This is a genomic window from Streptomyces sp. NPDC057939, from assembly GCF_042887545.1.
In the GTDB taxonomy this organism is placed as follows: Bacteria; Actinomycetota; Actinomycetes; order Streptomycetales; family Streptomycetaceae; genus Streptomyces.
In genome coordinates this window covers 1-13383 of the sequence record NZ_JBHVPG010000028.1, presented here as the reverse complement: position 1 = coordinate 13383, position 13383 = coordinate 1, and the positions used below count along the sequence as shown (strand labels likewise).

At 71.5% G+C, this 13383-nt stretch carries 13 protein-coding genes and 1 pseudogene; 10 read left to right on the top strand and 4 right to left on the bottom strand.

Annotation, left to right across the window (positions count from 1 at the left end; translation table 11 throughout):
- Positions 1-117: 117 nt before the first annotated feature.
- On the bottom strand, positions 118-1131 hold the full coding sequence (locus tag ACFVS6_RS26550) for an NADP-dependent oxidoreductase (protein WP_389707568.1): 1014 nt from the start codon (positions 1129-1131) through the stop codon (positions 118-120).
- 101 nt (positions 1132-1232) lie between these two features.
- Here ACFVS6_RS26550 and ACFVS6_RS26545 point away from each other — a divergent pair, with 101 nt between their 5' ends.
- From ACFVS6_RS26545 to ACFVS6_RS26530, 4 genes are all read left to right on the top strand, one after another.
- Positions 1233-2117 carry a LysR family transcriptional regulator gene (locus tag ACFVS6_RS26545; protein WP_389707566.1) on the top strand — a complete coding sequence of 295 codons (885 nt, stop codon included), beginning with the start codon at positions 1233-1235 and terminating at the stop codon, positions 2115-2117.
- A 260-nt stretch (positions 2118-2377) separates the two neighbouring features.
- Positions 2378-2509: a hypothetical protein gene (locus ACFVS6_RS26540; RefSeq protein WP_389707564.1), complete on the top strand. Its 132-nt coding sequence runs from the start codon at positions 2378-2380 to the stop codon at positions 2507-2509.
- Between the two features lie 112 nt (positions 2510-2621).
- The gene (locus ACFVS6_RS26535) at positions 2622-3662 is read left to right on the top strand and encodes a 3-isopropylmalate dehydrogenase (protein ID WP_389707562.1); all 1041 of its coding nucleotides are present in this window, start codon (positions 2622-2624) and stop codon (positions 3660-3662) included.
- Between the two features lie 230 nt (positions 3663-3892).
- The gene (locus ACFVS6_RS26530) at positions 3893-4993 is read left to right on the top strand and encodes a branched-chain amino acid aminotransferase (RefSeq protein ID WP_389707560.1); all 1101 of its coding nucleotides are present in this window, start codon (positions 3893-3895) and stop codon (positions 4991-4993) included.
- Between the two features lie 100 nt (positions 4994-5093).
- Here ACFVS6_RS26530 and ACFVS6_RS26525 read toward each other — a convergent pair whose 3' ends face one another.
- Positions 5094-5252: a hypothetical protein gene (locus ACFVS6_RS26525; protein WP_389707558.1), complete on the bottom strand. Its 159-nt coding sequence runs from the start codon at positions 5250-5252 to the stop codon at positions 5094-5096.
- Positions 5228-6679 (bottom strand): cytosine permease, encoded by a 1452-nt coding sequence (locus ACFVS6_RS26520; protein ID WP_389707556.1) that lies wholly within the window; start codon positions 6677-6679, stop codon positions 5228-5230. The genes ACFVS6_RS26525 and ACFVS6_RS26520 overlap by 25 nt, the downstream gene beginning before the upstream one ends.
- Before the next feature lie 157 nt (positions 6680-6836).
- Between ACFVS6_RS26520 and ACFVS6_RS26515 the strand changes: the two genes are divergently transcribed.
- The 5 genes from ACFVS6_RS26515 to ACFVS6_RS26495 all read left to right on the top strand — a co-directional run bounded on the left by ACFVS6_RS26515 (position 6837) and on the right by ACFVS6_RS26495 (position 12297).
- Positions 6837-7010: a hypothetical protein gene (locus ACFVS6_RS26515; RefSeq protein ID WP_389707554.1), complete on the top strand. Its 174-nt coding sequence runs from the start codon at positions 6837-6839 to the stop codon at positions 7008-7010.
- Between the two features lie 11 nt (positions 7011-7021).
- Positions 7022-8083: an agmatine/peptidylarginine deiminase gene (locus ACFVS6_RS26510; RefSeq protein WP_389707552.1), complete on the top strand. Its 1062-nt coding sequence runs from the start codon at positions 7022-7024 to the stop codon at positions 8081-8083.
- Positions 8084-8113: 30 nt separating this feature from the next.
- Positions 8114-8758 (top strand): TetR/AcrR family transcriptional regulator, encoded by a 645-nt coding sequence (locus tag ACFVS6_RS26505; protein WP_389707550.1) that lies wholly within the window; start codon positions 8114-8116, stop codon positions 8756-8758.
- Positions 8759-9078: 320 nt separating this feature from the next.
- Positions 9079-10719: a citramalate synthase gene (gene cimA, locus ACFVS6_RS26500; protein ID WP_389707548.1), complete on the top strand. Its 1641-nt coding sequence runs from the start codon at positions 9079-9081 to the stop codon at positions 10717-10719.
- Between the two features lie 219 nt (positions 10720-10938).
- Positions 10939-12297 (top strand): hypothetical protein, encoded by a 1359-nt coding sequence (locus ACFVS6_RS26495; protein ID WP_389707546.1) that lies wholly within the window; start codon positions 10939-10941, stop codon positions 12295-12297.
- A gap of 31 nt (positions 12298-12328) precedes the next feature.
- On the opposite strand, the gene ACFVS6_RS26490 is transcribed toward ACFVS6_RS26495, so the two are convergent.
- The gene (locus ACFVS6_RS26490) at positions 12329-12931 is read right to left on the bottom strand and encodes a YceI family protein (protein ID WP_389707544.1); all 603 of its coding nucleotides are present in this window, start codon (positions 12929-12931) and stop codon (positions 12329-12331) included.
- A 285-nt stretch (positions 12932-13216) separates the two neighbouring features.
- Between ACFVS6_RS26490 and ACFVS6_RS26485 the strand changes: the two are divergent.
- A pseudogene (locus ACFVS6_RS26485) lies at positions 13217-13383 on the top strand (methylmalonyl-CoA carboxyltransferase); the annotation flags it as partial.

The window sequence follows — 13383 nt, the reverse complement described above, 5'->3', positions numbered from 1 at the left end:
GCTGCTCGCCTCCAACTCGGGTGCCCCTGCGGCACGTCGACGGCAAGAGTGGCGGTAGCCGTCCCAAAGGTCTACAACCGTGCGGTAAGAACTCGGTGAACATCCGGAAGGCCGGAGTCAGCCGTCGACGCGCACCAGCATCTTGCCCGTGTTCTGCCCGCGGAGCATCCCGAGGAAGCCCTCCACGGTGTGCTCGAACCCCTGGACAACGGTGGTGTCGGTGCCCACGCGGCCACTGCGGAGGTGGGGGACCAGCAGATCCTCCAGCTCCTCCTGGAGATTGGTGTGGTGACGTACCAATACGCCTTCCAGGCGCAGGGACTTGTGTACGACCTCGAAGAGGTTGCGGGGTGCGGCCGGCGCCCGGTCGCCGTTGTACATCGAGATCGCGCCGACCCAGGCGATCCGCCCGAACTCGCGCAGCGCGTCGATCGCGCCCTCCAGGTGGTCCCCGCCGACGTTGTCCACGTAGACGTCGATCCCGTCCGGCGCGGCCTTCGCCAGCTGCTCGCCGACGGGGCCGTCGTGGTAGTCGAAGGCCGCGTCGAAGCCGAGGTGTTCCGTGAGCCGGCGGACCTTCGCCGGTGAGCCGGCGCTGCCGATGATCCGGCGGGCGCCGAGCAGCCGGGCGATGTGGCCGGTGGCCGTGCCGACCCCGCCGGCGGCGGCGGACACGAAGAGGTCCTCGCCCTCGCGCAGGGCCGCCGTCCGGGTCAGGGCGGCGTACGCGGTCAGGCCGGTGCCGCCCAGGATCGACAGGTACGCCTCCAGCGGCACGCCCGCGTGGTCCGGCAGCTTGCGGGCGCCGTCGGAGCCGAGGGTGACCAGGGCGTGGGTGCGCCAGCCCTCGCGGTGGAAGACGAGGTCGCCCTCGACGAGGCCCGGATCGCGGGAGGCGACGACCCGGCCCACGGAGCGGCCCTCCAACGGGGTGCCCAGCGCGAAACCGCCCTCACCGCCGTCCATCAGGCCCCGGTGGTACGGGTCAACGGACAGGAGCAGGTTCTCCACCAGGGCGGTGCCGGGTGCCGGTTCCGGGACCGGGTACGCGGCGTACGTGAAGTCGCCGGCGACGGGGAAACCGGAGGGACGGGCGGTCTGGTGGACGGCGAGAGCGGTCTTCGTGGTCATGGCTCCGACGCTACGAAGGAATCCCCGGGCCGGGCAGGGGGTTGCGTTCATGGCAGCCGCCCCTCCATGAACACCGCTCATAGAACGAGGTGAGAGCCCCCGTGGCCGAGCTCCTCCCGCAGGAACTGCGGATCCTGGTCGCCGTCGCCGAGACGGGCGGCTTCACCGCCGCGGCCGCCCGTCTCGGCATCGGCCAGTCCGCCGTCTCGCACTCCGTGCGCGGCAGCGAGGGCAAGATCGGCGCGCTCCTCTTCGAGCGCGGCCGCGCCGGGGCCTCGCCCACCCCGGCGGGGGAGCGGGCCGTCGCCCTCGGGCGGCGCATCCTTCGGCTGTACGAGGTCCTCGGCGAGGAGGCGCGCGCCGCCGGTCGCGCCGCGCCCGACCGGGACGAACCGGCCGGGGTCCTGCGCGTCGCCGCGTTCCGCAGCGCGGCCCTGCACCTGCTGCCGCCCGCACTGGAACGCCTGACGGCCCGCCACCCCGGCATCCGGCCCGAGGTGCGGGTGGTGCGCGAACTCGGCGCCGGCACCGCGGGGGAGGTGGCCGCCGGCCGCGCCGACCTGGGCATCGCGACGCTGGGCCCGGGGGACTCCGTGCCGCCCGGCCTGTTGACCGGGGTGCTCGCGCACGAGGCGTACGCGCTGGTCCACCCGGCCGGACACCCGGACCCCAAGGGGTTGCCGCTGCTGGACTGGGACGAGAACTGCGGCTCCTACACCCGTGACTGGTGGCGCGCCCAGGACTGGATCCCGTCGGCGACGGTCAAGGCCGAGGACGACGCGATGGTGCTGACGATGGTCGGTAGGGGCCTGGGCATGGCGATCCTGCCGGAGCTCTCCCTGAGGGAGGCGACGGACGCCGTGGAGATCGCCCCGTTGGGCCCCGGAGGGCCGGTGAGGCAGGTGGGATACGTCACCACGACGGAATCGGCGGTAACTCTCGCTGTCAGGGCTCTGATCAGGGAACTCAGGGCTGAGAGGGCTTGAAAACGGAAGTCTGGCGGGGCCCGTTTCGTGGGTTCGGCGTCTCAGATACTAGGAAGTCCGAGTAATTGCGGAGACATACAGCCGGACCTGCCCTAGCTTTGTAGGAGCCGAACGTCTCGCTGATCCAGCGAATGGCGGTCGCGAGCGCGCGCCCCTGGCAGGCAACCCCTGCGGCGCACTGCTCCCCGCCTCTTCCGGCGCCTTGAAGGAACCCCTCATCCGTGGCCCCGCCACGCCGTGATCTCAAGGAGTCGATCACCATGACCCCCACCACCGCCGCAGCCCGCCGCGTCCGCCACTCCTCCCCGGCCGACGTCGACCGCAAGAACGCCGCCGCAGCCCTCCAGCGCGCCCTGGACCGCCGCGACAACGGCGGCTCGACCGGCCACTGAGCCCACCCCTTCCCCCCTCGAACACCCCGGCCGACCGACGTCTCGCGTCCACACGGGTCCACATGGTGGACGCGAGATGTCTGAGGGCTAAGACGCGGAGTACGGTTCCGTCATGTCGACCAGCATCAATCTCGCAGTGATCCCCGGTGACGGCATCGGTCGGGAAGTCGTGGCTCAGGGCCTCAAGGTCCTCACCGCGGTCCTGCCCGAGGACGTGAAGCTGGAGACCAAGGAATACGACCTCGGCGCCCAGCGCTGGCACCGCACCGGTGAAACCCTCCCGGAGGCGGAGCTCGAAGCCCTCAAGCACCACGACGCGATCCTCCTGGGCGCCATCGGCGACCCGTCGGTCCCGTCGGGCGTGCTGGAGCGCGGTCTGCTGCTGAAGCTCCGCTTCGCCTTCGACCACTTCATCAACCTGCGCCCGTCGAAGCTCTTCCCCAACACGGCCACCCCGCTCGCCGGCCGCCCGGAGATCGACTTCGTCGTGGTCCGCGAGGGCACCGAGGGCCCGTACACCGGGAACGGCGGCTCGCTGCGCACCGGCACCCCGGCCGAGGTCGCCACCGAGGTCAGCCTCAACACCGCCTACGGCGTCGAGCGCGTCGTCCGCGACGCCTACGAGCGGGCCAACGCCCGCCCCCGCAAGAAGCTGACGCTGGTCCACAAGAACAACGTCCTCGTGTACGCGGGACACATGTGGAAGAACATCTTCGACAGGGTCGGCCAGGAGTACCCCGAGGTCACCACCGACTACCTGCACGTCGACGCCGCGACGATCTTCTTCGTCACCCAGCCCGAGCGCTTCGACGTCATCGTCACGGACAACCTCTTCGGTGACATCCTCACCGACCTGGCCGCGGCCGTGACCGGCGGCATCGGCCTGGCGGCCTCCGGGAACATCAACCCGACCGGCGCCTTCCCGTCCATGTTCGAGCCCGTCCACGGCTCGGCCCCGGACATCGCCGGCACCGGCAAGGCGGACCCGACCGCGACGATCCTCTCGGTCGCCCTCCTGCTGCGCCACCTCGGTCACGAGGACCGGGCCGTGCGCATCGAGGAGGCCGTCTCCGCCGACCTCGCCGAGCGCGACGGCACCTTCCGCTCCACCGACGCCATCGGCGACGCCCTCGCCGCACGCGTAGCCGGCTGACCCGGCAGCTCCATCCCAGGAAGCCGCCGGGTCGCTACCAACGGACCCGGCGGCTTTTCCTGTGCGGCCCCGGGTGCCACCATCTCCCCTGGGCCGCTCATGCCCCGTTTCACCGAAGCCTGGCCGCGGGCGATAATCGAACGCGAGGCCGCGGAATACGGGGAAGCTCGGACGTCCTAGTACGCCGTGAGCGCGGTCCGCCCTACCCAACCGGTGAAGGACAAGCACTCATGACGACGCCCACGATCGAGCTGAAGCCCTCCTCGAACCCTCTGTCCGACGCGGAGCGGGAAGCGATCCTGGCCAGCCCCGGTTTCGGCCGCCACTTCACCGACCACATGGTGACGATCAAGTGGACCGAGGGACGCGGCTGGCACGACGCCGAGCTGGTCCCTTACGCGCCGCTGTCGATGGACCCGGCGAACATGACCCTGCACTACGCGCAGACGATCTTCGAGGGCCTCAAGGCCTACAAGCAGCCCGACGGCACCGTGGCCACCTTCCGCCCCGAGGCCAACGCCGATCGCTTCCGGGCCTCCGCCCGCCGCATGGCCATGCCGGAACTGCCGTCCGAGCTGTTCATCGCCGCGTGCGACGCCCTCATCGCGCAGGACCGCGCCTGGGTCCCGGATTCCGGTGAGGCCTCGCTCTACCTGCGGCCCTTCATGTTCGCCTCCGAGGTCGGCCTGGGCGTCCGCCCCGCCAACGAGTTCCTCTTCATGGTCATCGCCTCCCCGGCGGGCGCCTACTTCCCCGGCGGCGTGAAGCCGGTCTCCGTCTGGCTCTCCGAGGAGTACGTCCGCGCGGTCAAGGGCGGCACCGGCGCCGCGAAGACCGGCGGCAACTACGCGGCCTCCCTCGTCGCCCAGGCCCAGGCCGCCTCGCACGGCTGCGACCAGGTCGTCTGGCTCGACGCGGTGGAGCACCGCTGGATCGAGGAGATGGGCGGCATGAACCTGTACTTCGTGTACACCGAGGAGGACGGCACCCGGCGGATCGTCACCCCCGAACTCACCGGCTCGCTGCTTCCCGGCATCACCCGCGACTCCCTCCTCACCATCGCCCGCGACCTCGGCTACACCGCCGAGGAGGGCCGCATCACCACCGAGGACTGGAAGCGCGACAACGAGAACGGCACCCTGACCGAGGTGTTCGCCTGCGGCACCGCCGCAGTGATCACCCCCGTCGGCTCGGTCAAATCCGAGCGCGCCAACTGGACGCAGGGCAACGGCGAGCCCGGCGAGGTCACGATGGAGCTCCGCAAGGCGCTCCTCGACCTGCAGACCGGCCGCGCCGCCGACGCGCACGGCTGGATGCACCCGCTGGGATAGTCGTACCGGGCGCGGTCGTCGCCCGCTCGCACGGAAGGCCCCCGACCGGTTCGGTCGGGGGCCTTCCGTCGTTGCGCTTCCGCGGCGCGAAGGGGCGCCGTCAGCGGGCCCGTCGGCGCTCCGCCCGCCGGGCGCGGCGCGCGTCCGCGCGGGCCGAGCCGTCCGGCAGCAGCGCGACGACGGCGTCGCCGAAGAGGTACACCACCGCGCCGATCCCCTTGAGGGTCCGGATGATCACAGGGCCTGCGAGCTCGTCCATATCTGTTCCGCGTTCTTCCCTTGCTCCTGCGCGACCGCGGCGGGCACGTCCGCCGACCGCGGGGTCAGCGCGGCGTAGACGAGTCCGCCGACGAGCCCCGAGAGGACGAAGCTGCAGTCCACGCCGCCCGTGAGGGCCAGCAGGGGGCCCTCGTAGAACGGTGTGGTGACGGCCGCGAGGCCGGTTGCCGCTCCGAGTGCCCAGGACACCGTCGCACGCGGGTTCCACCCCCCGCTGAACCAGTAGACGCCGCCGCGGGCCCGCTGGTTGAACACCTGGAGCGATTTCTCGTCGTACCGGCCGCGGCAGCGGACGTACCCGATCAGCGTGATCACGGCCCACGGGGTGCCGATCGAGGTGAGGACGAGGACGAACGAGGTCATCGCGGCCTGGGCGTTCCAGCCGAAGGAACCGATGAACACGAAGGCGGTGGCAACGGCGGCGGCGACCAGGGTGGTCGTGGTCCGGGTGGCCCTCGGGACGATCGCGTCGAGGTCCAGGCCCATCGAGTAGAGCATCAGGCCCGCGTTGCCGATCGAGCCGGCCGCGGCCGCGACGAGCAGCGGCACCAGGTACCAGAACGGCGCGGCGGCCACGAGCGGCCCGGCGTAGTCCGCTCCGGCGCGGGCCGCGAGCGCGGTGTAGGTGCCGAAGAGCTGCGGGATCAGCAGGCCGAGGAGGAGGCCGATCGCGGTGGCCCACAACACCTTGCGGGGGCTGTGCCGGCGCGGGGAGATGTAGCGGGTGTAGTCGCCGAGCAGCGTGATGAAGGCGACCGGGCCGCTGAGACCCGCGGCGACCGCCGCGAGCAGCCAGGTCGGCCAGAACGAGCCCAGCAGGTACGAGGTCTCCGGCGGTGCGGCGGTGGTGAAGTCCGGGGCGTACGCGAGGACGCCGACGGCCAGCAGGACCACCATGGCGACGGAAAGGATCTTGCTCATGCGCAACAGCAGCCGGTAGCCGAACACGGCCCCGACGACGGTACAGGCGGCCAGCGCTCCGTACATCGCGGCGCGGGAGAAGCCCGTGTCGGGCAGTCCTGTGAGCCGGGACAGGGCCCCGACCATCACGTCGCCGCCGATCCACAGGGTCAGGGCGGTGTATCCGAGCGAGAGCAGCAGCCCCACCACCGAACCGACCAGCCGGCCGCGGACGCCGAACTGGGCGCCGCTGGAGGTGGACAGGTTGGTCGCGGTGCGCAGGGAGACCAGCGCGAGCGGGGCGGTGAACGCGATGCCGACGAGGGTGCCGGTCACGACGGCGGTGACCGAGGGCCACAGCCCCAGGCCGAAGGACGGCGGCAGCCAGCCGAAGACGATCACACCGAGGCAGAGATTGGAACCGAGCAGGATCGAGACGAGGTCGCGGGGACCACTCGTCCGTTCCTCCTCGGGGACGGTGTCGACTCCGCGCTGTTCGATGGGCATGGGGGGACTCCCTTGGCAGGGCGGGGGGTGGTTGCGCTGGTGTTTGAGCGACACTCAATGTGACCCAGGTGTTGCCATCCGGTCAATGGTTCCCTGCAAGGAAGTGAAGAGTTAGAGTGATGCTCTAACCCGTCGACTCGGGAGGTGGTGGATCGGCGTGCGACCGACCCCTGCGGAGCGCGATCGACTGCTGTCGCGCGGCGCCGCGGGACCGGCCCGGGGCGCCGCCCCCCTCCTCGCCGGTGAACCGCTGCGCTCCGAAGCGGCCGAATCGGCCGAATCGGTCCCCCTGAACCGCCCGTACTTCTTGTCAGCCCGGCACAGCCTGTGAGGACCCCCGCCATGACCCAGCCGACGCACCCGGCCCAGCCGTCCAAGCCCGTCGACGCCGGATTCCGGATGCCCGCCGAGTGGGCACCGCACGAGCGCACCTGGATGGCCTGGCCCGGCCCCAACCCCACCTTCACGAACGAGCAGGAGCTCGCCGAGGCCCGCCAGGCCTGGGGCGCGGTCGCCCGGGCCGTCAGCGCGTACGAGCCCGTGACCCTCGTCGTCTCCCCGGGGGACGCCGAGAGCGCCCGCGCGGTCGTCGGTGACGAGGTCCAGCTCGTCGAGCGCGAGCTCGACGACGCCTGGATGCGCGACATCGGCCCCACCTTCGTCACCAACGACGCGGGCGAACTGGCCGCCGTGGACTGGACGTTCAACGGCTGGGGCGCCCAGGAGTGGGCCCGCTGGGACCACGACTCCAAGGTCGCCCGCCACGTGTCCGACCTCATCGGCACCCGCACGTACAGCACCCGCCTCGTCAACGAGGGCGGCGCCATCCACGTCGACGGCGAGGGCACCGTGCTCCTCACCGACACCGTGCAGCTCGGCGAGGGCCGCAACCCCGGCTGGACCCGCCGCCAGGTCGAGGACGAGATCCACGCCCACCTCGGCACCACGAAGGCGATCTGGCTCCCGTACGGCCTCGCCGGGGACTACGGCACCTACGGCACCCAGGGCCACGTCGACATCGTCGCCGCCTTCGCCCGCCCCGGCGTCGTCCTGGTCCACACCCAGCCCGACCCGGCCCACCCGGACCACGAGCGCTGCAAGACCATCGCCGCCCTCCTGCGCTCCTCCACCGACGCGCGGGGGCGGCTGCTGGAGGTCGTGGAGGTCCCGGCGCCGACGGTGCTGGAGGAGGACGGCGAGTGGGTCGACTACTCGTACATCAACCACTACCTCTGCAACGGCGGCGTCGTGCTGTGCGCCTTCGACGACCCGCGCGACGAGGAGGCCGCCGAGATCTTCCGCGGTCTGTTCCCCGAGCGGACCGTGACGCTGGTCGACGCACGTACGATTTTCGCCGGGGGTGGCGGTATCCACTGCATCACCCAGCAGCAGCCGAAGGTCTGACCTGCGGCGGACCTCACGAAGGAGTGGCCCATGGTTGCGGGTGGAGTACCGGTACGGACGGCGCGCAAGAACGCGCCCCCGCGCGAGGACGTACTCGTCGCCGCCATGGCCACGATCGCCGAGCGCGGCCTGGAGGGCCTGACCATGGCCGGTCTGGGCCGCCAGGTCGGCATGAGCAGCGGCCACCTCCTCTACTACTTCCGCAGCAAGGACGAACTCCTGCTGCAGACCCTGGAGTGGAGCGAGGCCTCCCTCGGCGCCGAGCGCCGGGCCCTGCTCTCCCGCCGCGACCCGGTCGGCGCCCGCCTGCGGGCCTACGTGGACCTCTACGTCCCCGACGGCCCGCGGGACCCGCACTGGACCCTGTGGCTGGAGGTCTGGAACCGCTCCCAGAACGCCGGCCCCCAGGAACGCGACCGGCAGGCCGCCATCGAGGGCGCCTGGCACCGCGACCTGGTCGCCCTCCTCGCCGAGGGCGTCTCGCGCGGGGAGTTCCGTCCGGTGGACCCCGACCGGTACGCCGCCCGGATCCGGGCCCTCCTCGACGGCTTCAGCATCCAGGTCGCCGTCGGCCTGCCCGGGATAGGCCGGGACGACATCCTGGAACACGTCCGGGAGTTCCTCACCGACACGCTCGACGTCCCCGTTGCCGTCCCCGCCCCCGCCCCCGAATGACCCCGGGGCCCACCCGTGCGGGGCTGCCCGCATCGTGAGATCGCCGTCCACGCACGGCGAGCCGTATGGCACACTGCGGACGTGCCTGCTCAGCTCATGATTATGGACAGCAGCGCGCCGGTCCTCTGTGACCGCTGAACCGTGGACGACCTTCGCGGCAGCGGCCACCGTGCCTCAGACCCGCGCGCAGACCTCTCGCACCCGCGAGGGGTCTTTTCGTTTCCCGGCCCGAAATCATGCCGGGACCGGGCGGCGCGCGATGATGGGGGCAGTGGATCCCGGGTCTCCGGAACCACTCATCCGACAGGAGTCAGATCAGCATGACGACGACAGAGGCGACGGAGTCGACCGAGCCGACGGAACCGCGCACGGGGCCCGACGACAGCTTCCACGTCTTCGACACCACGCTGCGCGACGGCGCCCAGCGTGAGGGCATCAACCTCACGGTCGCGGACAAGCTGACGATCGCCCGACACCTCGACGACTTCGGCGTCGGCTTCATCGAGGGCGGCTGGCCCGGTGCCAACCCCCGCGACACGGAGTTCTTCGCCCGCGCCCGCGCCGAGATCGACTTCAAGCACGCCAAGCTGGTCGCCTTCGGCGCCACCCGTCGCGCCGGTGGCTCCGCCGCGCAGGACCCGCAGGTCCGCGCCCTCCTCGAATCCGGCGCACCGGTCATCACCCTGGTCGCCAAGTCCCACGACCGGCACGTCGAGCTCGCGCTGCGCACCACCCTCGACGAGAACCTGGAGATGGTCCGGGACACCGTCTCCCACCTCGTGGAGCAGGGCCGCCGCGTCTTCGTCGACTGCGAGCACTTCTTCGACGGCTACCGCGCGAACCCCGAGTACGCGAAGGCCGTGGTGCGCGCCTCGTACGAGGCCGGGGCCGACGTCGTCATCCTCTGCGACACCAACGGCGGCATGCTGCCCGCGCAGATCTCGGCGACCGTGGCGACCGTGCGCGCCGACACCGGCGCCCGGCTCGGCATCCACGCCCAGGACGACACCGGCTGCGCCGTCGCCAACACCCTGGCCGCCGTCGACGCGGGCGCCACCCACGTCCAGTGCACCGCGAACGGCTACGGCGAGCGCGTCGGCAACGCCAACCTGTTCCCGGTGGTGGCCGCGCTGGAGATCAAGTACGGGCGCACCGTCCTCCCGGAGGGCGCCCTCGCCGAGATGACCCGGATCTCGCACGCCATCGCCGAGGTCGTCAACCTCACCCCCTCCACGCACCAGCCCTACGTCGGCGTCTCGGCCTTCGCGCACAAGGCGGGCCTGCACGCCTCGGCCATCAAGGTCGACCCCGACCTGTACCAGCACATCGACCCCGAGCGGGTCGGCAACACCATGCGGATGCTCGTCTCCGACATGGCCGGCCGGGCCTCCATCGAGCTCAAGGGCAAGGAGCTCGGCGTCGACCTGGGCGGCGACCGCGCGCTGATCGCCCGGGTCGTCGAGCGGGTCAAGGAGCGCGAGCTCCAGGGCTACACCTACGAGGCCGCCGACGCCTCCTTCGAGCTGCTGCTGCGGGCCGAGGTCGAGGGCCGGGCCCGCAAGTACTTCCGCATCGAGTCCTGGCGCGCGATCGTCGAGGACCGCCCGGACGGCACCCACGCCAACGAGGCCACGGTCAAGCTGTGGGCCAAGGGCGAGCGGATCGTCGCGACGGCCGAGGGCAACGGCCCGGTCAACGCCCTGGACCGGGCGCTGCGGGTGGCCCTGGAGCGGTTCTACCCGCAGCTCGCCAAGTTCGAGCTGGTCGACTACAAGGTCCGCATCCTGGAGGGCACGCACGGCACGGAGTCCACGACCCGCGTCCTGATCGCCACCACGGACGGGGTCCGCGAGTGGTCGACCGTTGGCGTCGCCCCGAACGTGATCGCCGCGTCCTGGCAGGCCCTGGAGGACGCCTACACCTTCGGGCTCCTGCACGCGGGCGTGGAGCCGGCGGAGTAGGTCGGATCCGGGTTCGGCAGGCGTCGCCCCGCGGCTTGCGGAACGCCCCGGGGGCATCGCCCGCCCGTCGGCCCACACCTCGCCGGGCGCCAACCCGGCGAGGTCGTCCTCCGTGACGTGGGCCGTCACGTGGCGGACGCCGGCGCCGGTGACTCCGGCAGGAGAGGGACTTATGTCCCGTTAACACGTGAAACAACCCGTTCGGGTAGCGTCATACGCATGAGGACCAGGCTGATATCCGCACGATTCGGACCGCTGCTGGCCGGTCTGCTGCTGGCCCTGTCGACGACCGCGCTCGTGGCCGCCCCGCAGGCATCGGCCGCCACCGGGGTCGCCGCGGTGGGGGAGGCCCTCAAGAAGGGCCCGGTCTACGTCGACCCCGGCGCACGGGACCAGCTGTCCGCGGCGCAGGCCGACGCGCTGGCCGCGAAGATCAAGGACTCCGGCAAGCCGGTGTTCGTCGCCGTGCTGCTGGCCGGCGCGCAGTTCCCGCAGGACAAGGTGCTTCCCGCGGTCCGCGCCGAGACCGGCATCACCGGCCTGTACGCGATCCGCCTCGGCGACGGCTTCAACGCGGGGGCCGACCCGGCCGTCATGCCGAGGAACGCGGTGCAGAACCTCACCGCGGCGGTGAAGACGGGCACCCCGGTGGACGCGGCCACCCAGCTCGACGACTTCGTCGACCAGGCCCTGAGCCAGGCCAAGGGCTCCGCCCCCGCGTCCTGGGGCACCACCGGCGCGTCCGACGGAGCCCCGGTCGGCGGCCTGATCGCGCTCGGCGCGGTCGCCGTCGCGGGCGGCGGTGGCGGGTACCTGCTGGTGAAGCGGAACCGGAAGAAGAAGGAAGAGGCCCGGCGCGAGGCCGTCGAACGGCTCGCCGTCGTCGTGGACGAGGACATCACGGCCTTCGGCGAGGAGCTGGAGCGCCTCGACTTCCACCCGGGCGAACCGGGCGCCGACGACGCCATGCGGCGCGACTACGAACAGGGCCTCGACTCCTACGAGAAGGCCAAGCAGATCATGGCTTCGGTCCGACGCCCCGAAGAGGTGCAGGGCGTGACCCAGGCCCTGGAGGACGGACGGTACGCCCTGGCCTCCCTCGACGCGCGCCGTCAGGGAAAGCCGGTGCCCGAGCGCCGCTCGCCCTGCTTCTTCGACCCGCGGCACGGACCGAGCACCGAGGACGCCACGTGGGCGCCGCCCGCGGGGGCAGCCCGTACCGTCCCGGTCTGCGCGGCGGACGCGGTGCGGCTGCGTGACGGCCTGGACCCCGCGGTCCGTACGGTCGACACCGATCGGGGACCGCGCCCGTACTACGACGCCGGCCCGGCGTACGGTCCCTGGGCCGGCGGGTACTTCGGCGGCGGCATCCTGCCCGGCCTGCTGATGGGCACCATGCTCGGATCGATGATGTCCAGCCCCGCCTACGCCTCGGACTTCGGCGGTGCGGGGAGCGGATTCGAGGGCGGGGACGTCTCCGGGGCCGACTTCAACCCGTCCGACTTCGGCGGCGGGGACTTCGGCGGCGGTGGCGGGTTCGACGGGGGCGGCGGGTTCGACGGCGGGGGCGGCTGGTAGCCGCCCCCGGGCCGGCGTCACGAGCGGCCGGTCAGGCCTGCTTGATCGCCGAGATGTCGAAGGTCAGCTTCACCTTGTCGCTGACCATGACACCGCCGGCCTCCAGCGCGGCGTTCCAGGTCAGACCCCAGTCGGAGCGCAGGATCTCGGTGCCGCCCTCGAAGCCGACGCGCTCGTTGCCGTAGACGTCGGTGGCCGAGCCGGTGAACTCCAGGTCGATGGAGAGCGGGCGGGTGACGTCCTTGATGGTCAGCTCGCCGGTGATGCGGTAGGCGTCCCCGCCGAGGGTCTCGGCCGAGGTGGAGTGGAAGCTCATCACGGGGAAGGCCTCGGCGTCGAAGAAGTCACCGCTGCGCAGGTGGGCGTCGCGGTCGGCGATGCCGGTGCCGATCGAGGCGATCTTCACGTCGATGACCGCGGTGGAGCGGGACGGGTCGCTCCCGTCGAGGTGCAGGGTGCCCTCGTGCTCGGTGAAGCTGCCGCGGACGTTGGTGACCATCGCGTGCCGCACGGTGAAGCCGATGCTGCTGTGCGCGGCGTCGATCACGTAGTCGCCGGTCAGGGCGGCGAGAGCCGGGTCCACTTCGAGCGTGGCGACGGCGGTGGGGGCGGTACGGCGGGTGAAGAGACCCATGGCTTCCTCCTCGGAAGATCCTGCTGGTGGCGTGTCCGACGGGTTCGGCTGCTCCGAACTTCGTTGAACTTTCAACGAGACTGACGCTAGACCTATTCCGTTCAAATTTCAACTTCCCTGGGGTGTGCCGTGCGCTTTTGTAGAACCTCCACAAAGGGCCAAGGTCCCGACTGGGGGAGTCCATGCATCCCCCGCCGGTTCTGTTCGGGCCGGACAGCGGATCGGGTCCGAGACTGTGTGGAACCAACGGAGGGTTTTCGCCGTCGCACTTCGTAAGGTCGGTACATGACCGTTGTGGACCAGACTTCGAGCGAGCCGACCGACGCCCGTGGACGCGTGGCCGAGCTGCACTCCCTCCGTGAGGAGGCGCGGCGCGGGCCGAGTGATCGGGCGACCGAGGCGCAGCACGCGAAGGGCAAGCTGACGGCCCGGGAGCGGATCGCGCTCCTGCT